The organism is Pseudomonas sp. TWI929 (genome assembly GCF_039673335.1).
GTDB lineage: Bacteria > Pseudomonadota > Gammaproteobacteria > Pseudomonadales > Pseudomonadaceae > Aquipseudomonas.
Map to the genome: position 1 here is coordinate 102,738 of NZ_JBDJLK010000001.1, position 22,618 is coordinate 125,355.

General features: G+C 62.4%; 19 protein-coding genes. 16 read left to right on the forward strand and 3 right to left on the reverse strand.

Translation table 11 applies throughout. From position 1 onward, the window contains the following. Positions 1-56: 56 nt before the first annotated feature. Positions 57-1,262: an MFS transporter gene (locus ABE456_RS00495; RefSeq protein ID WP_346642215.1), complete on the reverse strand. Its 1,206-nt coding sequence runs from the start codon at positions 1,260-1,262 to the stop codon at positions 57-59. Positions 1,263-1,633: 371 nt separating this feature from the next. Between ABE456_RS00495 and ABE456_RS00500 the strand changes: the two genes are divergently transcribed. Then, positions 1,634-2,911 (forward strand): acetyl-CoA hydrolase/transferase C-terminal domain-containing protein, encoded by a 1,278-nt coding sequence (locus ABE456_RS00500; RefSeq protein WP_346642216.1) that lies wholly within the window; start codon positions 1,634-1,636, stop codon positions 2,909-2,911. 47 nt (positions 2,912-2,958) lie between these two features. Here the strand turns inward: ABE456_RS00500 and ABE456_RS00505 are convergent, their stop codons facing one another. After that, a complete protein-coding gene (locus ABE456_RS00505; protein ID WP_346642217.1) occupies positions 2,959-3,882 on the reverse strand; it encodes a LysR family transcriptional regulator in 924 nt (307 codons plus the stop codon). 443 nt (positions 3,883-4,325) lie between these two features. Here ABE456_RS00505 and ABE456_RS00510 point away from each other — a divergent pair, with 443 nt between their 5' ends. Then, positions 4,326-5,579, forward strand: coding sequence for an OprD family outer membrane porin (locus ABE456_RS00510; RefSeq protein WP_346642379.1), 1,254 nt, complete (start codon positions 4,326-4,328; stop codon positions 5,577-5,579). 144 nt (positions 5,580-5,723) lie between these two features. On the opposite strand, the gene ABE456_RS00515 is transcribed toward ABE456_RS00510, so the two are convergent. Next, positions 5,724-6,590, reverse strand: coding sequence for an alpha/beta fold hydrolase (locus ABE456_RS00515; RefSeq protein WP_346642218.1), 867 nt, complete (start codon positions 6,588-6,590; stop codon positions 5,724-5,726). 306 nt (positions 6,591-6,896) lie between these two features. On the opposite strand from ABE456_RS00515, the gene ABE456_RS00520 reads away from it, so the two are divergent. The 14 genes from ABE456_RS00520 to ABE456_RS00585 all read left to right on the forward strand — a co-directional run bounded on the left by ABE456_RS00520 (position 6,897) and on the right by ABE456_RS00585 (position 22,555). Then, positions 6,897-8,516 (forward strand): GMC family oxidoreductase N-terminal domain-containing protein, encoded by a 1,620-nt coding sequence (locus ABE456_RS00520; protein ID WP_346642219.1) that lies wholly within the window; start codon positions 6,897-6,899, stop codon positions 8,514-8,516. A gap of 20 nt (positions 8,517-8,536) precedes the next feature. Further along, a complete protein-coding gene (locus ABE456_RS00525) occupies positions 8,537-10,015 on the forward strand; it encodes an aldehyde dehydrogenase (protein ID WP_346642220.1) in 1,479 nt (492 codons plus the stop codon). Between the two features lie 178 nt (positions 10,016-10,193). Beyond that, positions 10,194-11,339: an acyl-CoA dehydrogenase family protein gene (locus ABE456_RS00530; protein ID WP_346642221.1), complete on the forward strand. Its 1,146-nt coding sequence runs from the start codon at positions 10,194-10,196 to the stop codon at positions 11,337-11,339. Between the two features lie 33 nt (positions 11,340-11,372). Next, positions 11,373-11,870, forward strand: a complete 498-nt coding sequence (locus tag ABE456_RS00535) for a MaoC/PaaZ C-terminal domain-containing protein (protein ID WP_209965898.1) — start codon at positions 11,373-11,375, stop codon at positions 11,868-11,870. A gap of 5 nt (positions 11,871-11,875) precedes the next feature. Next, positions 11,876-13,234, forward strand: a complete 1,359-nt coding sequence (locus tag ABE456_RS00540) for an acyclic terpene utilization AtuA family protein (protein WP_346642222.1) — start codon at positions 11,876-11,878, stop codon at positions 13,232-13,234. Between the two features lies 1 nt (position 13,235). After that, positions 13,236-13,577 (forward strand): hypothetical protein, encoded by a 342-nt coding sequence (locus ABE456_RS00545; RefSeq protein ID WP_025339142.1) that lies wholly within the window; start codon positions 13,236-13,238, stop codon positions 13,575-13,577. A 12-nt stretch (positions 13,578-13,589) separates the two neighbouring features. Next, the gene (locus ABE456_RS00550) at positions 13,590-14,771 is read left to right on the forward strand and encodes a lipid-transfer protein (RefSeq protein WP_346642223.1); all 1,182 of its coding nucleotides are present in this window, start codon (positions 13,590-13,592) and stop codon (positions 14,769-14,771) included. Positions 14,772-14,867: 96 nt separating this feature from the next. Further along, entirely contained in the window at positions 14,868-16,082 is a 1,215-nt protein-coding gene (locus tag ABE456_RS00555) for a CoA transferase (RefSeq protein ID WP_346642224.1), read from the forward strand. A 14-nt stretch (positions 16,083-16,096) separates the two neighbouring features. Beyond that, positions 16,097-17,254 carry a CoA transferase gene (locus ABE456_RS00560; protein ID WP_346642225.1) on the forward strand — a complete coding sequence of 386 codons (1,158 nt, stop codon included), beginning with the start codon at positions 16,097-16,099 and terminating at the stop codon, positions 17,252-17,254. 45 nt (positions 17,255-17,299) lie between these two features. After that, on the forward strand, positions 17,300-18,457 hold the full coding sequence (locus ABE456_RS00565) for a CaiB/BaiF CoA-transferase family protein (protein ID WP_346642226.1): 1,158 nt from the start codon (positions 17,300-17,302) through the stop codon (positions 18,455-18,457). Positions 18,458-18,627: 170 nt separating this feature from the next. Continuing rightward, the gene (locus ABE456_RS00570; RefSeq protein ID WP_346642227.1) at positions 18,628-19,266 is read left to right on the forward strand and encodes an NAD(P)-dependent oxidoreductase; all 639 of its coding nucleotides are present in this window, start codon (positions 18,628-18,630) and stop codon (positions 19,264-19,266) included. A gap of 62 nt (positions 19,267-19,328) precedes the next feature. After that, complete coding sequence (locus ABE456_RS00575) at positions 19,329-20,624, forward strand: NADH:flavin oxidoreductase (protein ID WP_346642228.1); 1,296 nt, start codon at positions 19,329-19,331, stop codon at positions 20,622-20,624. A 31-nt stretch (positions 20,625-20,655) separates the two neighbouring features. Then, on the forward strand, positions 20,656-21,243 hold the full coding sequence (locus ABE456_RS00580; RefSeq protein WP_346642229.1) for an isochorismatase family protein: 588 nt from the start codon (positions 20,656-20,658) through the stop codon (positions 21,241-21,243). A gap of 22 nt (positions 21,244-21,265) precedes the next feature. Next, positions 21,266-22,555 (forward strand): acetyl-CoA hydrolase/transferase C-terminal domain-containing protein, encoded by a 1,290-nt coding sequence (locus ABE456_RS00585; RefSeq protein WP_346642230.1) that lies wholly within the window; start codon positions 21,266-21,268, stop codon positions 22,553-22,555. The last annotated feature ends 63 nt before the right edge of the window (positions 22,556-22,618 follow it).

Below are 22,618 nucleotides of genomic sequence, written 5' to 3' on the forward strand. Positions count from 1 at the left end.
CAATACCTTCAGGGTCCGTCGCTGAAGCGGTTCCAATTGCTCGAGGCTGGCAACCATCAAGCAGCCTCCTGCTTCAGCTGTTTCCTGCGAGACATGATCCAGGCAGCACTTGCCATGATGATCAATGCCCATCCCCATACCATGAAAGCCACAAGGCCGTTTGCCGCCACGCCGATGACCATGGGGAAAACGGTCTGCAGGAGGTTGTTGGCGGACATTGAAATCCCTAGCGCTTCGTTCACCCTACCCGACGGTGCCACCTCATAGATCAGCGCCAGTGACACAGGCGCTCCCACGCCCAAAGGCAATCCCAAGGCACCACTCAACGTGATCAGTGACAGCGTGCCATGCGCTAACGGAATGACGGCATATACCCCTGCTGCCACGATCAACGCCAGGATCAATATCGCATTCGCGCTGACATGTTTGACCAACAGCGGCGTGAAGAACCTCGAAGTAAAGGTGCCAAAGGCGAATGCGCCCAGCACCCAGCCTGCCTGCGAGGCAGGGAGCCCGATTTGCGCAGTATGCAAAGACAAAATGAAGGGAAACAGAGTCTGATTCGCGGTGAAGACACTGCTGATGACGATCCACAGGCGCAGGTCGCTGATCCCCAGTAGATCGTACGTTTTGCGAGAGCCGCTGGCATTGGCGGCGCCTTGCCTTTCGTGCGTGTAGAAATGGGGCAGCGAACGGATACCAGCGATCGAAAAGACTGCGAAGAGCCCCAACACGGCAATGGCCAGGGTAGCGCCATAATGCTCGAAGGCATGCGTAGTAATCACGGGCCCGAAGAAATTGAACAGCGAATAGCTGAGTACCAGGTAACCTAGTGACTTTGCACGCTCGGCAACTTCCACCCCGAGCCCGACTGCACGTGTCGCTGCCATGTGCGTAAATACACCGGCGGTCCCGATCAAGCCGGCAACGGCCAACAAGCTGTATTGGCTGGGCATGGCGCCGTACAACAGGGCGGCCAGGACGATCATCATGGCCGAAAGCATGACGGCCGGCAGGGTTCCGGTACGATCCATCCACCGCCCGAACGGTACGCTCAGCAACATAGGGACCGCGGTGAACAACGCCGCGGCCACCCCTATCAAGAAGCTACTGGCCCCCAGGGATAAGGCGATCAATGGGATAAGCAGGCGGGACGATCCCAACGCGGCCATGACGAAACCAGAAACCAGGAACGTCCCTGCAAGTCTGGGCGTCTTGACCCGTTCAATCCGAGGGGACTGCTCATCGTCTATCGTGCGCATCTGCACTCCCCTCCCGCACCATCATGCAAAGACTCGCGTGTTGCTGGTTTCTTAGCGGGTTTGGGAAGCTGCATCTGTCTACCGTTGACCATCGATGTGAAAAACCACCTTGGCCTGGAGAACCCGGTACGCAAGGCAGTTCATGGAGAGGAAGGCCAGCACAATGCTGGAGGCAGGCATCACCTTATTCAATGCGTGAATCTCAAAGCGCCAATTCGATGGAATCGAACCACTGCAAGGACGTCCTGCGAGTGTCGAAAGGATGTTCAATTCGTCGGAGGTGAAGCTGTGCTTGCGAAATATTCATTTGTTCCGCACCCCGGCAAGACCAAACATCAGGCTGACGACAGGCCCAGACATTCCGACCTCCTATGAATACACCACACCTTGCAGTGCTCGACGCCCAGGCCCCCGACCTGGCTTCATTGATCCGCCCCGGCGATACCATCATGTGGGGGCAAGCCAACGCGGAGCCCCTGACCTTGATCCAGGCGTTGGTCAATCAGCGCCACGCGCTGGGCCGTGTACGCGTGTTCCTCGGTATCGGACAAAACAGCCTCCTCGAACCTGGACATGCCGACGCCATTGACTTTATGGCGTACTGCGCAACAGGCTCCAACCGCAAGCTGGCGCAAGCGGGTGTGCTGGATATCCTCCCGGCCCACTACTCCCAGTTCCCACGCCTGATAGAGCAGAAGACGCTGCGTATCGATGTGCTGATGCTTCAAGTACCACCCCCCGACGCGCTGGGCCGCTATAGCCTTGGCATGGCTCGCGAGTATCTGATTCCCGCACTGAAATCGGCGCGGGTGGTTCTCGCGGAGGTCAACGCCTCCATCCCCTGGACATATGGCGGCCCCTACCTGCAGGAGAAAGACTTTGACTTACTGATCCCCGCCACCCTCCAGCCCCACGCCACTGCAGCATCAGCCCTCGGCCCAACCGAGGTCGCGATTGGTCGTCATGTCGCCAGCTTCGTTGAAGACGGCGCCACCTTGCAGACCGGCATCGGCAATATTCCCGATGCCGTACTGGCGCAGCTACACGACCGACGAGAGCTCGGCGTGCACTCCGGCGCAATTGGTGACGGCATCGCCGAGCTGGCACTGGCAGGCATCATCACCAACGGCTGCAAGAGCATCGATGTCGATGTATCCATTGGTGGGGTGCTGATTGGCGGCGAGCGGGTGCGTCGCTACGCCCATATGAACCGAGCCTTGGAGCTGCGGGGCACGGACTACACGCACAACCCTCAGGTGCTGGGGAAGATCGACCGGTTTGTGGCGATCAATTCGGCTATCGAGGTTGACTTGAGCGGCCAGGTAAACTCGGAAATGGCCGGAGGTCGCTACCTGGGCGGTGTTGGTGGCATCGTTGATTTTCTGCGCGCCGCTCAATCGAGTCGAGGAGGCGTGCCAATCATCGCTCTGCCCGCCACGGCAGGTGGCCAGAGCAGAATCGTAACTGCGCTGTCGGGGCCTGTAACTGTGCCTCGAAGCGATGGCTGCGTCATCATCACCGAGCACGGTATCGCCGACCTACGCGGGCTCTCGCTCGCCCAGCGGGCAGCCAGGCTTATCACAGTGGCGGCGCCGGAACACCGCGAAGCACTCGAACGCCAAGTACACGCTGGTAATCTACCAGGCTAGCGATCACGAGGGTTGGCCGTGGACAGCAGTGTCCACGGCCAGAGAGATCAACCCTCCACAGCCCCTGAAGTACCCGCCAGGTACTCCAGCAGCGTACGAGCGGCCGGGCTCGGCAAACGCCCGTGGGGCGTCGCAATCGAGATGATGCGCTTGGCCCAGGGTTCAGCGAGATCGAGCACCGCGATGGTATCGAGCATGTCCCGGCTGACATGGCATTCTGGCTGTACCGTCACGCCGAATCCCGCCTGCACCAGGCTGATCGCCACCCCTGTACTGCGCACATTGAAGCGTGGCTGGAACTCCTGGCCCAAGCGTTTTGCCGCTACTCGGAACGCCGGCATCATGGCTTTCACTGCCACGATGTTTTCCGGTGCCAGATCTTCGAAGGTCACACTCTGCCGGCCCGCGAGCGGGTGCTCCCGTGGCACGATGGCTACCATACGGTCCTTGCGATAAGGGGTGACGTCGACACCGCTCAGGTCGATTTCGTGAGCCATTGCAAAGACACCCACATCAGCCTCGCCATGCGCCACCGTTCGCACGATCTCCGCATTTTCCACCTCGCTCAGCTGCAGCTCGATCAGCGGATAGTCGTGGGCATAGTTGCCCAGCTCACGCGCAAGGAACGGCGCAATGATCGAGCGTGCCGAAGCGACATGCACCTCGCCGCGAACCCCTTCGGTGAAGGAGGAAATTTCCGCCCGCATGTCATCCAACTGACCAAAGATAGAGCGCAGGTAGCGTACCAGCACCGCACCGGCCGGGCTGGGCAGTACGCCCTTGGGATTACGCTCCAAGAGTTTCACACCGGCAATTTCCTCAAGATCCTGGATTCTCTTCGTCGCTGTTGAGGCCGCGATATTCTCGCGAATCGCCGCAAGGCCAATCTGCTGTTCCTCCACAGCAGACAGAAACAGCTTCAAGGTAAACAGATCTACCTGGCGGATGAGGTGCATCTTGTTGAAAGTCATAGGCGCTCTGAAGGTGTGTGTATCGTCTTGTATTTATCATAGGGGGCAGTTGGGAACATTAGTCCGAGCGCCCTCTTTCACTGCTTCTCGCTAGTCTCGACTATACCCCTTCACTCGCCCTGCCGCTTGCCTATTGCTGCTTGATGCATCAACAGGGGCATTTTCTCAAGCCCTTTCGCTACGGGCGTTTGCGGCTGATTCAACCACGCTGAATCAGCGCTTCAGGAATGGTCACTTGAGCGACCAACTCAGCCCTTCAATAGTTACACCACGGACAAGAGCGCCATGTCCGTTATCCGAGAAAGCCCGCTGATCGTCGTCGGCAAGATCATTGCCGACGCGGGTACGCGTTCACCTGAAAAAAATAAGAAGAGGGTTGTAGTGTGGCCGAATCCAAGTTGTATCCGTTTGTTCTGATCATTGCGCTGAGCCCCATCGTCCCGATGACCGCGCGTGCTGACTTCGTGGCTGACAGCAGGCTAAACCTGGGCTTTCGAACGCTCTATTACAATAATGATTTTCGCGATAACACCAGCGGCCCATCCAAGACCGCTGAATTGGCACAAGGCTTCAAGCTCGACTACCAGTCCGGCTATACGGATGGCCCGATCGGTGTGGGCGTCAATGCGCTCGGACTGCTAGGCGTGACGCTTGACAGCGGCAGAGGGCGCCACCAGGGAAGTTCCATGATCCCATCGGACGGCGATCACCCTGCGGACGAATGGAGCAGGCTTGGCCTGACCTTCAAGGCCAGGGCCTCCAAGACCGAGCTGCTGGCCGGTTCGCTATACCCCAAGCTGCCCATCCTGGTCGCCAACGACGGCCGTTTGCTACAACAGCTCTTCCAGGGTGCGATGGTCACCTCCAGCGAATTTGACGGGCTCACCCTGGTCGCTGGCAAGTTGAACAAGGTTACCGGGCGTGGCTCGAGTGACCGTACCGGGCTGGCCGTTGGCGGCGGACGTGAGCAGAGCGACAGCTTCACCTTCGCAGGGGCCGACTACACGCTGGGCAGTAACCTTCTGCTTCAGTATTACCATGCCTCGCTGAAGGACTATTACCGTCAGGACTTCCTGGGTGCTGTGCATACCCTACCCATTGGCGAAACGCAGAAGCTCAAGACCGACCTGCGGTATTTCCGCAGCCGGGCGCAAGGGGCCAACGCCTCGGGTGATGCGGGTTATCAGGTGGCGGGCTTCACCCAAGGCGGCGATGGCGAAATCGACAACGATACGTGGAGCGCCACCTTCACCTATACCGTCAACGGGCACAGCCTGCTGGCCGGTTATCAGAAAGTGTCAGACAACAGTGCATTCGTCCAACCGAACCAGGCCAGCCTGAGCGGTGGTGTCGAGGCAGCCGGCTCCAGTACCTACCTGTACACCGACCGGCTCGCCTCCAACTTCACCCGTGCAGGCCAGGCCACACGATACGTACAATACGCTTATGATTTTGCCGCAGCCGGTGTGCCTGGCCTGAACGCTTCGATCATGTACCTGGACTCCGACTCAATCAAAACGTCCAGCGGCAGCGACCAGCGCGAGTGGGAACGTGACTTGTCACTGGGCTATATCATTCAGAGCGGCCCACTCAAAGGCTTGGGTTTCGTCTGGCTTAATGCCTTGCTGCACAGCGAGGCGGTACCAAACCAAGACCAGAATCGCTTACTGGTGACCTACACCTTGTCGCTGTTCTGAGCCACGTGGGTGCGGCCTGATGTCGCGAAAGGGCCGCACAGCGGCCCTCAGGTCTTGAAGTCGGCATAGCCATTGCTGGGGCTGCTGCGCAGCCCTTTCGCGACACAAGGCTGCTTCTACGGAGAGGGTGTCAGCTCAATCAGCTCAGCGATCGATCTGCCGGATGAAATCGATCGCCACTTGGCCAAAGGCATCGTTATCGTCGCCCGTCAGCATATGCCCCGCCCCGGCCACTTCGGTACTCCGGGCCTGAGGACACAACGCCAGAAATTCGCCGACCGCCTCACGCGTCAGCACATCAGAGTGCTCGCCGCGCACTACCAGCGTCGGCACATCAAGGCGATGCGCGCACTGGCCAAGCCTTATAGCCCGCTGGTTCAGATCGCCGCGGGCATCGAGAAATCGCGGGTCCCAGTGCCAGTAGAGGCGACCGTCGGGAGCTCGGCGCAGATTTTTCCCAAGTCCGAGGGGGCTTGCTTGGTTGCGCTTACCGCCACGGTAGTACGCAATGGCGTCGGCCGCTTCATCGAGCGAAGCGAAACCCTCGGCATGGCGCATCATGAAATCACGCACACGCCCTACGCCGCCGCCAGAGGATAGGTGGGCGACATCGGCCAGTATCAATGCTGCCGCCTCTACAACACCACCGCCCGCTGCCTGCAGGCTGGTCATGCCACCCATTGAGGCGCCGATCAACACGGGGCGCCCGGTGAGGGTGCGAGCCACACAAGCAAGATCCTGCGCCATGGCCATCTCGCCATAGTCGCCATCCTCCACCCAGCTCGAATCACCATGACCGCGGGCGTCGTAGGCCACCGCGTGAAAGCCGGCTTGTGCCAGCTGGCGTGCGGTATGTCGCCATGAATGCCGGGTTTGCCCCCCGCCGTGCAACAACACGACAGGCGCAGCACAAGGGTCGCCCCAGCTATCGCCGCACAGACGATTGCCGTGGGCGCCAATCCAGGTGTGCTTAGGGATAGGCGTGCCGGGAAGTGGGGAGCGTAGGGTCATGAGGTAAGAACCAAGGCAACGCGCCGATGGACGTGACTGCCGATTAACGCGGCATTGCGCGGCGCCCTCGCAAGTCGCTGTCGTCAGTCTCGTGATCAATCACCATCTTCAAGACTCTGGCAGATACCTCCAAGTCATGAATTCCGAAGCGCCACTTCAGGATTCGTCAAGTCGAGCGTCTTACGACGCCTGATCCATGTTTGATAGCGTGCGGATTCGATAAGTACAACAAAAACCAAGGAAGCGATATGAAGCTGCTCGCGCTATTGCATGTCCACCTCACCGCCCCGCAGGCAGAGGTGCACGATGGAAATCTATGACTATATCGTCGTCGGTGCCGGTTCCTCGGGTTGCGTGGTGGCGAGCCGTCTCAGCGAGGAACCAAAAGCCCGCGTTCTATTGATCGAAGCGGGTGGCAGCATGGAAGACTTCTGGGTCAATACCCCCGCGGGCATGGCCAAGCTCTTTGGCAGCGAACGCTTCAACTGGCGCTTCAAGACCGCGCCCGTGCCCACCCTCGATGGGCGCCAGGTGCAATGGGACCGGGGCAAGGGCCTGGGTGGCAGCAGCGCCATCAACGGCATGATCTACATGCGCGGCCAGCCCGAGGACTATGATCGCTGGGCGCAACTGGGTAACGCGGGCTGGGGCTGGGACGATGTGCTGCCTTACTTCAAGCGCTCGGAAAACAACATGCGCGGCGCCAACGCCTTTCATGGCGACCAAGGCCCCTTGTGCGTGACCGACCCGGTCGAGATCCACCCGACGGCACACGACTTCATCACTGCTTGCGTCAATGCCGGCATCGAACGCTCCAGCGACCTGAATGCCCCACCGTACCCTGCCGTCGGGGTTCGCCAGTACACGATCAGGAAGGGCCAACGCCACTCGGCGTACAAGGCCTTTCTCGCACCTGTACGCCACCGCCCCAATCTCGACATCCTGACCAACGCACATGTGGCGCGGATACTGTTTGACGGCGACGAGGCAACGGGTGTGGAAGTCAGGCTTCAGGGCCAACACCGCGCCATCACCGCCAGGCGAGAGGTGATCCTGAGCGCGGGCGCCCTCGCCTCGCCTCAGTTGCTCATGCTCTCGGGGGTCGGCCCTGCCGCGCAGTTACAACGCCACGGCATTGCCGTGCGCAGGGATTTGCCCGGCGTAGGCCGCAACCTGCAGGACCACTGGTATGCCTCAATGGCGTGGCGCTGCACGCCGGGCAGCTCGGTCAACCATCGCCTGACCGGCTTGCGTAAATACCTGGAGGGCGCGCGCTACCTGCTCACGCACAGTGGTTACCTTGCCTTGGGTGCCGCCCCTGTGACGGCGTATGCCAGAAGTGAAGCGGGCGAACGGGTCGACCTGCAGTTGTCCCTCAATCCTATGAGCTTTTCGGCTACCGCATCGGGCGAAGTCGCCGCCGACAACTACCCAGGCCTGTCCGCCTCGGTGGTGCTGCTCTCGCCCCGCTCGCGCGGCTATCTGGAGCTGGCAAGCGCCAACCCGCTGGACGCTCCGCTCCTTCACCCCAACTACTTCAGCGATGAAAGCGACATACGCCGGCACATCGCCGGGCTGCGCCAACTGCGCCAGATTCTGCAGACGCAGCCGCTTGCGCAACGGGTGGTCGAGGAGATCAATCCTGGTCCGCAGTGCACGAGCGACGATGAATTGTTCGACTACATCAAGCGATTCGGCGGAACAGGCTGGCACCCGGTAGGTACCTGCAAGATGGGCAACGACGGCGATGCCGTGGTCGACGCCCAGCTACGCGTGCACGGCCTTCGTCGGCTCCGAGTGATCGATGCTTCGATCATGCCAGTCATTCCCACGGGGAACACCAATGCCCCCTGCATCATGATCGGTGAAAAGGGTGCGGACATGATCCGCACCGACGCGCTTACCGCCCGTACTTTGGCAGCCTGACACCTCAAGGACCCCTAGCCATGACTAACCCAGGTCAGACCCTGAACATCCCCCATGCCGATTGCCTGTTTATCGGAGGGCAATGGGTCAAACCCTCCACAGCTGGCACCTTCGCGGTGCTCAACTGCGCGACCGAAGAAGTCGTTGCCCATGTGGCGAAAGCCGAGGAAACCGACGTGGCCTGCGCCGTGCTGGCCGCCCGACGGGCATTTGACAAAGGCCCCTGGCCGCGCTTGAGCCCCGCCGAGCGTGCGGGCTACCTGGAAAAGATCGCCCAACGCCTGGAAGCACTCAATGACGAGTTCGCCCGCATCTGGACGATCGAGTCCGGCATTCTTTACCGCATCGCTCAACCTCGCGTAGGACAATATCTAAGCGGTGCGTTCCGTCAGTATGCAGCGTTGGCCCACACCTACCCGTTCATCAAGCCCATCACTTCCGGCAGCGGTCACCAAGGCTATGCCGTGCAGGAGCCGGTGGGGGTCGCGCTGGCCATCGTACCGTGGAACGGTCCGGCGGGGCTGATCGCGTACAAGGTCGCGCCCGCCCTACTGGCCGGTTGCACGGTCATCATCAAGAACTCCCCTGAAGCCCCCTGCTCCGGCTACCTGTTCGCGCAGGTCTGCCAGGAGGTCGGGCTGCCACCGGGGGTGGTGAACATGGTGACGGCCGAGCGCGATGTGTCCGAGACGCTGGTCAGCAACCCCGGCGTCGACAAGATCACCTTTACGGGCTCCACTGCGGCAGGGCGGCGCATCAGCGCGGTGGCCTCGGAGCGCGTAGCACGCGTCACGCTGGAGCTAGGCGGCAAGTCACCCGCGCTGGTGTTGGACGACTACGACATAGGGGTCGCCGCCAAGGCCCTTGGTGCCCCGTATTTCAGCTACCTGTCAGGGCAGGTTTGCGCCAGCCTGACCCGGATCATCGTGCCTCGCAGCAAGCACGACGCGATGGTCGAAGCCCTGGTGAGCGCCGCGCGCGAAGCGGTGCCGGGCGACCCATTCGATGCCAGCACCACCATGGGGCCCTTGGCCTCTTCACGCCAGCGCGCCACCGTGGAGCGCCTGGTGGCCCAGAGCATCGCCGACGGCGCCAGGCTGGCGACCGGTGGCGGCAGGCCCAAGCACCTGCAACGCGGGTTCTTCTTCGAGCCCACAGTGTTTGCCCATGTCGACAATCGCTCCTTCGCGGCCCAGCATGAATTTTTCGGGCCGGTGCTATCGGTCATTGCCGCCGACAACGAGCAACATGCGATCGATATGGCCAACGACACCATCTTTGGCCTCAATGCCACGGTATTCACCCAGGATCCTGAGCGAGCCATGCAGGTGGCGCGGCAACTGCGCGCAGGTACGGTGGGCCACAACGCCTCACGCTATGACTTCTCGATCGGCTTCGGTGGCTTCAAGCAGTCAGGCATTGGCCGTGAAGGCGGCGAAGGTGGGCTCGAAGCCTTCCTGGAATCCAAGGCCGTGGTGCTCGATCTACCTGCGTCTTGACTCCCTCCGTACAAGCTCTGTCGCCCCTCCCACGGGGCGACAGGCCGGTCATCGTTTTGCATGGCGAGCGTCACTTCAATCTTCTCGAAATCAGACTTCAAAATTCGCAACTTGGTTTGCCGGGCTCTGCGGCCTAGCTTACGGGGTGTCTACTCAACAACATAAAAGGACCCCGGCCATGGCCAACTTCCTCGACCAATCGCAGCAGATGTGGCTCGACAGCGTGAACCGCTTCATGGACAACGAAGTCACCGTCGAATACATCCGCAAGTGTGACCAGAATCGCGATTACCCCTACGAAGCCTACGAAAAGATTGCCCAACAAGGCTGGCTGGGCCTGCTGTTCTCCGAGGAAGAAGGCGGCGCTGGCGGCAGCATCTTCGACTACGTGCTGATGTCCGAGGGCCTGGGCAAATACGGCTTCGACTTCGCCGCGGCCATCCTGGTGCCGACCTTCACCGCGATGAACATCGCCAAGTACGGCACCCAGGCGCAGCGAGACAAGTACATCCAGCCCTTCATCGAAGGCAAGATCCGCTTCTCGGTGTCCATGACCGAGCCCGACGCAGGTTCGGATGTTTTCGCCACCAAGACCCATGCACGCCGCAACGAAAACGGTGACTGGGTCATCAACGGCGCGAAGATGTTCTGCTCCGGTGCACAGGCCGACAACACCGTCATCGCAATGCTCGTGCGTACCGACATGAAGGACAAGCACGGTGGCCTGACCATGCTGCTGATCCCGAACGACACCCCAGGTATGGTCATCAACAAACTGCCTACGCTGTCTCGCCATGCTACCGGTACCACCGAGATCTTCCTGGACGACGTCATCGTGCCCGGGGATGCCATTCTGGGTGTCGAAGGCCAGGGGCACGAGATCATCCTCAACCACCTGGAGCTTGAGCGGTGTGCAGTTGCCGGCGCCTACACCGGCAACGCGCAGGAAGCGGTGAACAACGCCAACCGCTACGCACACCAACGCACCCAGTTCGGCCAGCCGATCTTCAACTTCCAGGTGCTCAAGCACATGCTGGCCGAGAACCAGACCCGCGTCGATGCGGCCCGCCTGCTGGTCTACCGCGCTGCCGCGCTCAAGTCCGAGGGCCTGCCCGCGCCGAAAGAGACCTCCATGGCCAAGCTGTACGCCTCCGAAACCCTCAAGCAATGCGCCCTCGACGGCATGCAGATTCTCGGCGGCTTCGCCAACCTGCCCGAGGCCGACATGGAGCGTTACCTGCGCGAGAGCGTGCAATGCACCATCGGTGGCGGCACCTCGCAGATCCAGCGAACCATCATCGCCAAATCCATGCGCCTGAACTAACGCCGTAGTCAGTCACCAACCAAGGAAACAGCCATGAGTCTGATCAACAACCAGATCAACCAGACCTTCGATGAACTGGAAGAAGGCCAGGTGTTCGCCTCCGGTGGCCGCACCATCACCGAAACCGATGTGGTGAACTACTGCGCGCTGACCGGCAACTGGATCGCGATCCATTCCAACACCGTCTATTCGTCCAAAACCCGCTTCGGCAAACGCCTGGTGCAAGGTGCCCTCACCTACTCCATCGCAACCGGGCTGGTGCAGTTCGGCCTGGGTTTCCAGGCCAACTACGGCATCGACAACATGCGCTTTCTCAAGCCAGTGCTGATCGATGACACCGTGTACGCCCGCGCCACCGTGATCGGCAAGAAGGTCAAGGACGATAAATACGGCGTGATCAAGTTCCTGATGCAGGTGCTGAACCAGGACGGCGATGTGGTGCAACAGGGTGAATGGAGCCTGTTGATGCTGCGCAAGCGCGAAGACCTCGATGCCCTGGTGGCCTCCACCCTGCCTACCCCGAAAGGCTGATTGCCATGAAAACCATTCGTATCGGCTCTGGTAGCGGGTTCTGGGGTGACAACCTCGACCCTGCCATCGAGATCGCCAAGCACGGCAACGTGCAGTACCTGGCTTACGACTTCCTCGGCGAGCCGACCATTCCACTGCTGCAGAAGATGCGGCAGAAGAACCCGGAGCACGGCTTCGTTCCGGCCATCCGCGCCGTGGTGCGAGGCGTGCTGCCGATCTGCCTGGAAAAAGGCATCAAGATCCTCACCAACGCCGGCGCGGCCAACCCCCAGGCCTGCGCCGACACCATCCTGGCAGCGGCAAAGGAGGTGGGCATTAGCCGACTCAAGGTGGGCATCGTCACCACCAACGACATCCAGCACAAGGTGGAGGAACTGCTCGACAAGGGTGTGCGCTTTACCAACCTGGACACCGGTGACATTGACCTGGGGCGGGTGCGTGAACGCATCGTCGGCTCCTACGTCTACTCCGGCGCTTATGGCTACGTGGAGGCGCTACAGGCCGGCTGCGACATCATCATCTCCGACCGCGCAACCGACGACGCCGCCATCCTGGCGCCGCTGGTCCATGAATTCGGCTGGAAATGGGACGACTGGGACAGGCTGGCCATCGGCATCACCGCCGGCCACTTGATCGAGTGCGGCGCGGCTTGCTCCGGCGGTATCACCAGCCTGTGGAAGGAGGTGCCAGAGCCTTGGAACATCGGCTACCCCATCGCCGAGGTCAATGAAGAAGGCGAGCTGTTCATCACCAAGGTGGACGGGACTGGCGGCCTGGTCAACAAGGTCACGCTGACCGAACACCTGCTCTATGAAGTGCATGATCCAGGCAACTACCTGATGCCCGAGGTCGTCACCGATTTCACTCAGGTACAGATGCAGGAAGTGGCCAAGGACCGTGTGAAGGTCTGGGGCGCCCGTGGCAAGCCGGCACCAGCCACACTCAAGGCCGGTATCGCCTACACCGACGGTTATATCGGCGAAGTCGAGTCCTCGGTGACCTGGCCGGATGCCGTGGCCAAGGCGCGACGCTCATTCGAGATCATCAAGAAGCGCTTCGAGATGGTCGACCTGAAGGCTGAGGAGGTGCGCTTCGACATGGTCGGTGTCGACTCCTGCCACTGGTCGGCTTCCCCCGAGCCCGACGAGGACATTAACGAGGTGCGCATCCGCGTGGCCGCCAAGTGCGCCAACCGTGCCGAAGCCAGCAAAGTCGCTCGTGAATGCGTGATGCTGATGGGCACTGGCCCCATTGGTTCCACCGGCCAGCTGAATACGCCCGCCCCGCGCGAGGTGTTCGCCCTCTGGCCCACGTTGATCGCACGCGAGCAAGTCGTACAGAACGTCGAGATCCGGGAGCTTTGACATGGCCAAGCTGCAACTGAAAGACCTGGTATATGCCCGCTCCGGCGACAAAGGCGACATCAGCAACATCGCCGTCATCGCCAAGGAGCCGCGCTTCTACCCCTTGCTGCAAAAGCACCTGACCGCAGAGCGGGTCAAAGCGTTCTTCGGCGAAATGTCCAAGGGCCCCGTGGAGCGCTATGAGGTGCGTACCCTGCACGCGATGAACTTCGTGCTGCGCAACTCGCTCGGCGGCGGCGCCACGCGCAGCCTGCGCATCGACTTCACCGGCAAGACCATGTGCCAGGCCATCCTGCGCATCGTCCTGGATGTCGATGAAAGCGACCTGCACCTGATGCATTGAAGGAGAACCGACATGGGCAACAAAGCCAGAATCATTGGCGTGAACATGGTCAAGTTCGCCAAGCCTGGGGCGCATGAGCCCTACGAGGTGATGGGCGCCAAGGCCATTCAGGGCGCTCTGGAAGACGCCGGCATCCGCTACGACCAGGTGCAGCAAGCCTTTGCCGGCTACGTCTATGGCGACAGCACCTGCGGCCAGCGCGTGGCCTATGGCGTGGGAATGACCGGCATTCCAGTGTTCAACCTGAACAACTACTGCGCCTCGGGTTCCTCTGCGCTGTTCCTGGCACGCCAGGCTGTAGAGGCAGGTGTCGTCGAGTGCGCGTTGGCGTTCGGCTTCGAGGAGATGCAGCCAGGCGCACTGGGCAGTGCCTTCACTGATCGCACGTCCCCCGTGGGCTGGATCCATGAGCGGCGCGATGTGCTGGCACCGCAACTGCCACAGGAGGCCCCGCGAGCGATCAAGGCATTCGGTGCAGCAGGATGGGAATACATCAACCGCTATGGTGCCAACCCGGACATCTTTGCCAAGGTGGCCGTGAAGACCCGTAGCCATGCCGTGAACAACCCCTACTCGCTGTTCAATAAACCTCTGACAGTCGAGGAGGTACTGGCGGCGGCGCCGATGTATCCTCACATGACACGACTTATGGCCTGCCCGCCCACCTGTGGTGCAGCAGCGGCAATCGTATGCAGTGAAGCCTTTGCCGCTCGCCATGGCATTACCAACGCAGTGGAAATCGTGGCTCAGTCGATGACGACCGACACTGAAGCCAGCAAGCTCGACCTGCTTAACCTGGTGGGTGCCGATATGACCCGCAGCGCCGCACAGCAGGTCTACGAAGCGGCCGGCATTGGTCCTCAGGACGTGAACGTCGTGGAGCTGCACGATTGCTTCACACCCAATGAGGTCATCAGTTATGAAGGCCTGGGGCTGTGCCCGGAGGGCGGCGCGGAGCAGTTCATCGCCGACGGGGACAACACCTATGGCGGCAAGTATGTCGTCAACCCGTCGGGAGGCTTGATGTCCAAGGGCCACCCGCTCGGTGCCACAGGCCTGGCCCAGTGCACCGAACTGGTCTGGCACCTGCGTGGCCAGGCGGGTAAGCGCCAGGTGGAGAACGCTCGGATCGCCCTGCAGCACAACATCGGCCTGGGTGGTGCCTGCGTGGTAACGATGTACCGGCGTACCTGACCGCGCCCCGACCGGGCCTGGCCACCAGGCCAAGTCCGGTCTCACGGCTAACCGGTGATGCCTTGATATCCAATAACAACAATCGGAGTAAGCGACATGGCAGGACCACTTGCCGGGGTACGGGTACTGGACCTGACCTCTAATTTCATGGGCCCCTATGCTTCACTGTTGATGGCGGACATGGGCGCGGATATCTGCAAGATCGAGGCTCCCGGTGGTGACCCCACGCGCGGCGTCGGACCTTGCCGCAACTCAGGCATGAGCGCGATCTTCCTTCACCTGAACCGCAACAAGCGCAGTGCCGTGCTGGACCTCAAGCACCCTGAGGCTGCACAAGCCCTCCAGCATATGCTGGCCTGCGCCGATGTGGTGTTGCACAGCCTGCGTCCCAAGGCAATGGCCAAGCTCGGGCTGACCTACGATGATGTGCGCAAGATCAACCCACGCATCATCTACTGCGGCGCTTTTGGCTTCGGGCAGAATGGTCCTTACGCTGACCGCCCTGCCTATGACGACCTGATCCAGGCAGCTGTGGGCATGCCAGTGCTGCAAGCGCGCAAATCTGGCCCACCCTCCTACGTCGCCACCGCCATCGCTGACCGAATCGTAGGCATGGCAACCTGCAATGCGGTAGCGATGGCACTCTATTACCGCGAAAAGACCGGGCACGGGCAATCTGTGGAAGTGCCGATGTTCGAAACCTTTGCGCACTTCGTGATGGGCGACCACCTTTACGGCCATACCTTTGAGCCGCCGATCGGCGACTGGGGCTACGCCCGCATGATGAGCGCCGAACGCCGCCCCTACCAGACGCAGGATGGCTACCTGGGCGTGAACATCTACACCGACCGCCACTGGCAGCGCTTCTTCCTCGCCGTCGGTCGCCCCGACATGGCTGACGACCCACGCTACGGCACGATCTTCGGCCGCACTGAAAACATCGGCTACCTCTACAAGTTCCTGGCCGACACCTTCGAAACCAAGACGACGGCGCAGTGGCTGAGCATCCTGACGGAGGCCGACATTCCTGTCATCGAGATGAACACTCCCGAAACACTGCTGCATGACCCGCACATGGAAGCCGTCAACTTCTTCCAGGTGCAACAACATCCGAGCGAAGGCCTGTTGCGCATGCTGGGTATCCCGCAACAGTGGAGCGAGAGCCAACCCGAGCAGCGCTACCCCGCTCCGCGCCTGGGCGAACACACGGTGCAATTGCTGACTGAGTATGGCCTGACGACAGAACAGGCCCAGCAGGTCGTGCTGTCCGGTGGCGCCGTGCAGGCCCCCATCGAGACGGCCAACACGTGAGCAAGGAGCCCCCAATGCAAAATGATCCCCGAGCTGACCTGCCCCTGGCAGGCATTACCGTGGTCGAACTGGGTGACAGCGCCTCTGCGCCATTCGCCGGCCACGTCCTCGCTGGCCTGGGTGCGCAGGTCTGGAAGGTGGAGCGCCCGGCCGGCGACTCCTCACGCGGCTGGGGCCCCAGCCAATGGAAAGGCTGCGGCGCAGCGTTCCACGCCATCAACCGGGGCAAGCGCTCCATCTGCCTGGACATCAAGGACCCGGTGCAACTGGCCACGCTGCATGACCTCATCGAGGGCCATGCCGATGTTTTCCTGCACAATCTGCGCCCAGGCAGTGCCGAGCAGTACCACCTGGACCCCGACAGCCTGCGCCAGCGCAAGCCTGAACTGGTGGTGTGCGAAGTCGGTGCCTATGGGCACCTGGGCCCGTTGAGCAAGCTGCCCGGCTACGACCCGTTGATGCAGGCGTTTTCCGGCATCATGACGCTCACCGGCGAGGACGGCCAGGCGCCTGTACGCGCCGGAGTCTCCATCTGCGATTTCGGCACCGGCATGTGGGCCGTGATCGGTATCGCAGCCGCCCTTGTGCGTCGTGAGCGCAAGCAGATCGGCGCGACCGTCAACAGTTCGCTGCTGGAAACCGCGATCGCCTGGATGTCCATTGGCATCGCCAACTATGCCGCCGACGGCAACCCTGGTGGCCGCCATGGTTCGGGCGTGGCCTTCATCGTGCCGCACCGTGCCTACGAGGCGGCAGACGGCCACGCCATCATCAGTGCGGCCAACGACACGCTGTTTGCCCGCCTGTGCGATGCCCTGGGGCATCCCGAATGGGCTACCGACCCCAAGTTCGCCACCAATGCCGGGCGCATCGCCAACCGCAAGCAGATCGACGGGCTGATCGGCGAGCGGATGAAACAGCACACTCGCGATCATTGGCAGAAACACTTCGATGCCCTCGGCCTGCCTTGCGCCTCGGTGCAAACCACCGAAGAACTCTATGCCCATGAGCAAACCCGTGCGCTGGGTATCCTCGGCAGAACGAGCGAGGACGAGATCGAGTTGGTGGGCATGCCTCTTTCCTTCGACCGCCAGCGTCCACCCGCCCTGGCCTCGGCCCCCGACATCGGCCAGGACAACACACGCCTCCACCAGTTGCTGCAAGGTGCCTGATCAACGCGGGCACCCGCGCACCTTCATTCCTCTTTGGATGGATTCATGAACAAGCAAGCTCAAGGCCCGTTGAAGGGTGTCAAGATCGTCGAAGTAGGTGGCATCGGCCCGGCCCCGTTCTGCTGCATGTTGTTGGCCGACCTGGGCGCAGAGGTAGTGCGCATCGATCGGCCTGCGGGTCATGATGGTGGCGCCCCTGTCGATGCCCGTTTCGACCTGCTCAATCGTAGCCGGCGCAGCGTGCAGATGAACCTCAAGCAGCCCGAGGCAGTAGATGCGGTACTGCGCATGGTGGAGCAGGCCGACGTGCTGGTCGAAGGCTTTCGCCCTGGTGTGATGGAGCGCCTGGGGCTGGGCCCCGAGGTCTGCTTGAGTGCCAACCCTCGCCTGGTCTACGGCCGCATGACCGGCTGGGGTCAGGACGGCCCGCTGGCCCAAGCGCCGGGGCATGACGTCAACTACATCGCGCTGACCGGTGCCCTGCACGCCATGGGGCGGGCTGGCGAGGCGCCGGCGATTCCACTGAACCTGGTGGGCGACTTCGGCGGTGGCTCGCTCTACCTTGCATTGGGCATCCTCAGTGCCCTGCTAGAGGCTCGTACTTCGGGCCAGGGCCAGGTGGTGGATGCGGCCATGGTTGATGGCGCAGCTTCGTTGATGACCCTGGTCTATGGCTTCCATGCCGCGGGGTACTGGAAGGATGAACGCGGCACCAACCGGCTCGACTCCGGCGCCCCTTGGTACAACGTCTATGAAACCCAGGACGGCAAGCACGTCAGCATCGCCGCCAACGAAGGGCGTTTCTACCGCGAAGCTCTGGGCGTGCTGGGCCTGAAGGAACAGGATCTGCCAGCGCAGCACAACCAGGACGGCTGGCCGCTGATGAAGCAGCGCTTCGCCGAGGTGTTCAAGACCCGTACGCGTGATGAATGGACAGCGCTGGCCGCGGGTACCCAGTCCTGCATCGTGCCGGTGCTGTCACTGGCCGAAGCACCGCAGCACACCCACGTACAGCAACGCGGCAGTTTCGTGGAGGTTGATGGTGTGCTCCAGCCGGCACCGGCGCCACGCTTTAGCCGCACCCCCGGGGCCATCCAGAACCCACCGCCTCACCCAGGCCAGGATGCCCAGGCGGCATTGGCCGACTGGGGCTTCTCCGCCGACGAGCAACAGCGCCTACGTGCGGCTGGGGCCGTGCTATAGGCCCGTCTTGCCTGGGCCGCCACGCGGCCCTTCGCGGGTAGACCCGCTTCCACAGTTCAAGCGTCGAATCCACGACATACGGCGCACCTGTTGGAGCGGATCTACCCGCGAAGGGCTGCCAACCCGCCTGGTTCGAAAACACGACATTGCCGCTGATCGAGGAGACAGCCATGCACATTGCCATCATAGGAGCCAGCGGTTTCATTGGTTCCGCCTTGCTTGCCGAAGCGCTCATGCGCGGTCACCAGGTCACGGGCCTGGTGCGTCACCCCGCGCGCCTGGAGGCTCACCCGCGGCTGACCGCGCAACCGTGCGATGTATACGCCAGCGCCGACCTGGTGCCCCTGCTACAGGGGTACGACGCCGTGCTGGTGTCGCTGCGCGGCCAAGGCGCGAACGACAACGGCGATCACTACATGACGGGGTTCCGCTCCATCGTGCAGGCCGCCCGTGATGCCCAGGTGACACGCCTGCTAGTCGTGGGCGGAGGCGGCTCGCTGGAAGTGGCGCCAGGCCTGGAGTTGCTCGACGCCCCAGGCTTCCCCGAGGAGCACAGGGGCCCCGCAGAGGGGCCACGCGAAGCCCTGAAACTGCTGCGCAGCGAAGCAGTGCTGGACTGGACCATGCTGTGCCCCGGCGCGGTCATCGCGCCTGGCGAGCGCACCGGCCGGTTCCGCCTCGGTACCGACCAACTGCTGGTCAACGACGCAGGAGAAAGCCGCATTTCGGTACAAGACTTCGCCCTGGCGATGATCGACGAGCTGGAGCGCCCGGCCCACAGTCGCACGCGCTTCACCGTGGGTTATTGAAGCCGAGAAACACCCAACTGCCGCGCAGCGGGCCACACCCCCGCGCTCCAGGAGCCCTGGCAATGAACGACGTTGAACGTGTCACCCGCCAGCTGTTCACCCCTGTCACCATCAATCGCCTGACCCTGAAGAACCGCCTGGTACTAGTCCCGATGGCCGTACTCTGCCCCGAACCCGACGGCCAGGCCAGCGACCAGACCATTGCCTTTCTGACGGCGCGAGCCAAGGGAGGCGTTGGCATGATCATCGTCTCCGCCTGCGCCTCCCAACGCTGCGCCGACGAATATGGCAGCCCCCTGCTGCGCTTCGACATCGAGGCGCATGTGCCTCGGCTCAAGGCCGTGGCCGATGCCGTGCACGCACACGGTGTGCCCATCATCGCGCAACTGACGGCCGCGTTCGGCCGCATGGGCTCGCCCAAGAGCCCCAAGCCGCTGATCTCGGCCAGCGCGAAGTCTGTCGCCATCCCCCAGCAGGCCTTGCCCAAAGGCTTGGTGGTTCCCGGTGGGCTGACCTTGCCCGAGCCCGAGCACGCGAGCATCGAGCAGATCCGCGAACTGCGCGAGGCCTGCATCGACGCAGCCTTGCGGGCGCAACGTGCCGGATGGGACGGTGTGGAGATCCCCGCCCATGGCAGCTATTTCCTGGCGTCCTTCCTTTCACCCTGGACCAACTGGCGCACGGACCAATACGGCGGCAACCCCGAGAACCGTGCGCGTGCAGTGGTCGAGATCGTGCAGGGCATCCGCGCCCAGGCAGGGCGGGACTTTCCCATCGGTCTGCGGATCAGTTGTGATGAGCCGGTCGAAGGCGGCCAGGGCCCGGAGCAGTTCGCGCAGATCGCCAAGTTGATCGTTGATGCCGGTGCGGACTATGTGGCACTGCTGGACGGTTGTTCCGAGCGACTGGATCGGATCTTCTCCGCCCGAGACGGCGGCATGGTTGAAAGCGGGGCGGCGCGGACCTTCAAGCAGGCACTGTCGGTCCCCATCTTGCTTCAAGGTCTGCACGAGCCTGGCAATGCCGCCCGCGCCATTGCCGGTGGTCATGGCGACCTGATCCTGCTGGGCCGCCCGCTACTGGCCGACCCGGACTGGCCAAGCAAAGTGCAAGACCGTCGGTACGACGCGATCGTGGTGTGCAACCGCGACAATTACTGCCTACACCGAACCTTGCTGAACCTGCCCGCACAATGCCCGCTCAATCCCACGTTCGGCAACGAAAGCCTGCGACGCAACCGGGCCTCCCCTTTGCAACGCCTGGCGGCCTCGGTGCGCGCGTTCGTGCTGATCAAACTCAGCGGCTCGGGCCGCTTCATGCAACTGGCCACACGGCTGATGCTGCGCAAAACCAAATGACCCCTACCCTCCCTTGTTCGAGGAGCATCCCATGACACCGAAACTGCGGTCCGATGAAGCGATCCTGGTACTGGGCGATCTGCAAAATGGCATTACCGACCTGCCTCTGACCGTTTCGCAACAGAGCCTCACGCGTTCCGCGGGGGCACTGGCGCGCCTTGCCGAGATCTTCGACATCCCCACCATCGCCCTGTGCATTCCCAAAGGCGAAGACACAGACCCCACCATCATTCCCGAGATCACCAACGCCCGCAGCACGTTCCAGCAGATCCGTCGAACCCGGCCCGACTCCTTCGAGAGCGAAGCATTTTGCAGCGCCCTGGAGGCCACAGGCCGCAATACTCTGATCTTGTGCGGTGTGGCCACCGAGATCGTGGTGCAGTGGCTGGCGTTGTCGGGCATCGCCAACGGCTACCAGGTGCACCTGGTGGTCGATGCCTGCGGTGGGCTGAGCGAACGTACCGAACAAGCCTCGTTGCGACGCATGGAGGCGGCAGGTGTGGTGATGACGTCCGTCGCCTCGCTGGCCGGGGAGATTTCAGGCGACTTTGTCACCTCGCCGGGTCGTGAAGCCATCGGCGTGGTCTATCAACTGATCGCGACCGGCTACGGCCGTTGATCTACCAGCCCAGGTAGCCACCATGCAAGCAAACCTTTCGTTGGCCTCTCACCTGCAGGCCTTGTTGCGTCCCGGCGATACCCTTTGGTGGGGCCAGGCCATGGCCGAACCCCTCACGCTCACGCGTGCCGTTGTGCGGCACCGGCACGCGCTTGCCCAAGGTGGACGATTGGGAATCTTCGCCAGCTACGGCAGCTCCGACACGCTGCGCCCGGAGCAGGCCGACGTATTCGACTTTGCCGGCTGCATCGCTGGTGGCACGCACCGCAAGCTCGCTGCGGCCGGTGTGTTCGATATCTACCCTGGCCACTACTCGCAGATCCCCGAGCTGATTCGCAGTCGGGCCCTGGCGGTGGATGTGGTGTTGATCCAGGTCTCGCCAGCCGATGCGCAGGGCCGCCATAGTCTGGGGCTGATTCAGGAATACCTGCCCGCCGCCCTGGAGCGGGCGCGCGTCATCATTGGCGAGATAAACCCGGGCATCCCCTGGACGCACGGCGGGGTGCATCTGCAGGCAGGAGACTTCGACCTGCTCGTCGATGCCGAATGTGCGCCCCTGGACGCCGAACGCGACGAACCCAGCCCGACCGAACAGGCTATCGCACGGCACATCGCCGCACACATCCAGGACGGTGCGACACTGCAGATCGGCATCGGCAAGCTGCCCGAGGCCGTGCTGGCGTTGCTGCATGACCGCCGTGACCTGGGCCTGCACAGCGGCGCGGCCGGCGACGGCATCGTAAGCCTGGCCGAAGCGGGAGTACTGACCAATGCACGCAAAGGCCGCGACAAGGGCGTCAGCGTGGCCGGCATCCTGATGGGCACCGAGCGCCTGCGTCACTGGGCCCATCGCAACCCCGCCCTGGCCTTGCGCGGCACCGAGTACACCCATGACCCGGCGGTGCTCGCCAGCCTGCAGCAACTGGTGGCCATCAATGGCGCGATCGAGGTGGACATCACCGGGCAGGTCAATTCCGAGGTTGCCGGCGGCCTGTATGTCGGGGGTGTGGGCGGCTCTGTGGACTTCTTGCGTGGCGCGGCGCGCAGCAAGGGCGGCCTGCCCATCGTCGCCCTGCCCTCCACGGCCAAAGGGACGACTCGCATCGTGGTGCAACTTAGCGGACCGGTGAGTACGCCGCGGTGCGACGCAGGCCTTATCGTCACCGAGCACGGCGTAGCGGACCTGCGCGGGCAGCCGTTATCACGACGTGTACAGCGCATGATCGATATCGCCGCACCCGAGCACCGAGCCGATTTACAACGTAAAGCCCATGAGGCCTTGCACCGCTGCGGCATGGTCCGCCAGCTGTAGATGATTAGCCGTACACCCGGCGCTATCTAGAACCCGCCAACACCAGCTGGCCAGGATGCCCAG

What these genes read in the sequence shown, in the direction of transcription:
- ABE456_RS00495 (WP_346642215.1), bottom strand. Translation starts at nt 1,262, where the DNA reads ATGCGCACGATAGACGATGAGCAGTCCCCTCGGATTGAACGGGTCAAG.
- ABE456_RS00500 (WP_346642216.1), top strand. Translation starts at nt 1,634, where the DNA reads ATGAATACACCACACCTTGCAGTGCTCGACGCCCAGGCCCCCGACCTG.
- ABE456_RS00505 (WP_346642217.1), bottom strand. Translation starts at nt 3,882, where the DNA reads ATGACTTTCAACAAGATGCACCTCATCCGCCAGGTAGATCTGTTTACC.
- ABE456_RS00510 (WP_346642379.1), top strand. Translation starts at nt 4,326, where the DNA reads ATGACCGCGCGTGCTGACTTCGTGGCTGACAGCAGGCTAAACCTGGGC.
- ABE456_RS00515 (WP_346642218.1), bottom strand. Translation starts at nt 6,590, where the DNA reads ATGACCCTACGCTCCCCACTTCCCGGCACGCCTATCCCTAAGCACACC.
- ABE456_RS00520 (WP_346642219.1), top strand. Translation starts at nt 6,897, where the DNA reads ATGGAAATCTATGACTATATCGTCGTCGGTGCCGGTTCCTCGGGTTGC.
- ABE456_RS00525 (WP_346642220.1), top strand. Translation starts at nt 8,537, where the DNA reads ATGACTAACCCAGGTCAGACCCTGAACATCCCCCATGCCGATTGCCTG.
- ABE456_RS00530 (WP_346642221.1), top strand. Translation starts at nt 10,194, where the DNA reads ATGGCCAACTTCCTCGACCAATCGCAGCAGATGTGGCTCGACAGCGTG.
- ABE456_RS00535 (WP_209965898.1), top strand. Translation starts at nt 11,373, where the DNA reads ATGAGTCTGATCAACAACCAGATCAACCAGACCTTCGATGAACTGGAA.
- ABE456_RS00540 (WP_346642222.1), top strand. Translation starts at nt 11,876, where the DNA reads ATGAAAACCATTCGTATCGGCTCTGGTAGCGGGTTCTGGGGTGACAAC.
- ABE456_RS00545 (WP_025339142.1), top strand. Translation starts at nt 13,236, where the DNA reads ATGGCCAAGCTGCAACTGAAAGACCTGGTATATGCCCGCTCCGGCGAC.
- ABE456_RS00550 (WP_346642223.1), top strand. Translation starts at nt 13,590, where the DNA reads ATGGGCAACAAAGCCAGAATCATTGGCGTGAACATGGTCAAGTTCGCC.
- ABE456_RS00555 (WP_346642224.1), top strand. Translation starts at nt 14,868, where the DNA reads ATGGCAGGACCACTTGCCGGGGTACGGGTACTGGACCTGACCTCTAAT.
- ABE456_RS00560 (WP_346642225.1), top strand. Translation starts at nt 16,097, where the DNA reads ATGCAAAATGATCCCCGAGCTGACCTGCCCCTGGCAGGCATTACCGTG.
- ABE456_RS00565 (WP_346642226.1), top strand. Translation starts at nt 17,300, where the DNA reads ATGAACAAGCAAGCTCAAGGCCCGTTGAAGGGTGTCAAGATCGTCGAA.
- ABE456_RS00570 (WP_346642227.1), top strand. Translation starts at nt 18,628, where the DNA reads ATGCACATTGCCATCATAGGAGCCAGCGGTTTCATTGGTTCCGCCTTG.
- ABE456_RS00575 (WP_346642228.1), top strand. Translation starts at nt 19,329, where the DNA reads ATGAACGACGTTGAACGTGTCACCCGCCAGCTGTTCACCCCTGTCACC.
- ABE456_RS00580 (WP_346642229.1), top strand. Translation starts at nt 20,656, where the DNA reads ATGACACCGAAACTGCGGTCCGATGAAGCGATCCTGGTACTGGGCGAT.
- ABE456_RS00585 (WP_346642230.1), top strand. Translation starts at nt 21,266, where the DNA reads ATGCAAGCAAACCTTTCGTTGGCCTCTCACCTGCAGGCCTTGTTGCGT.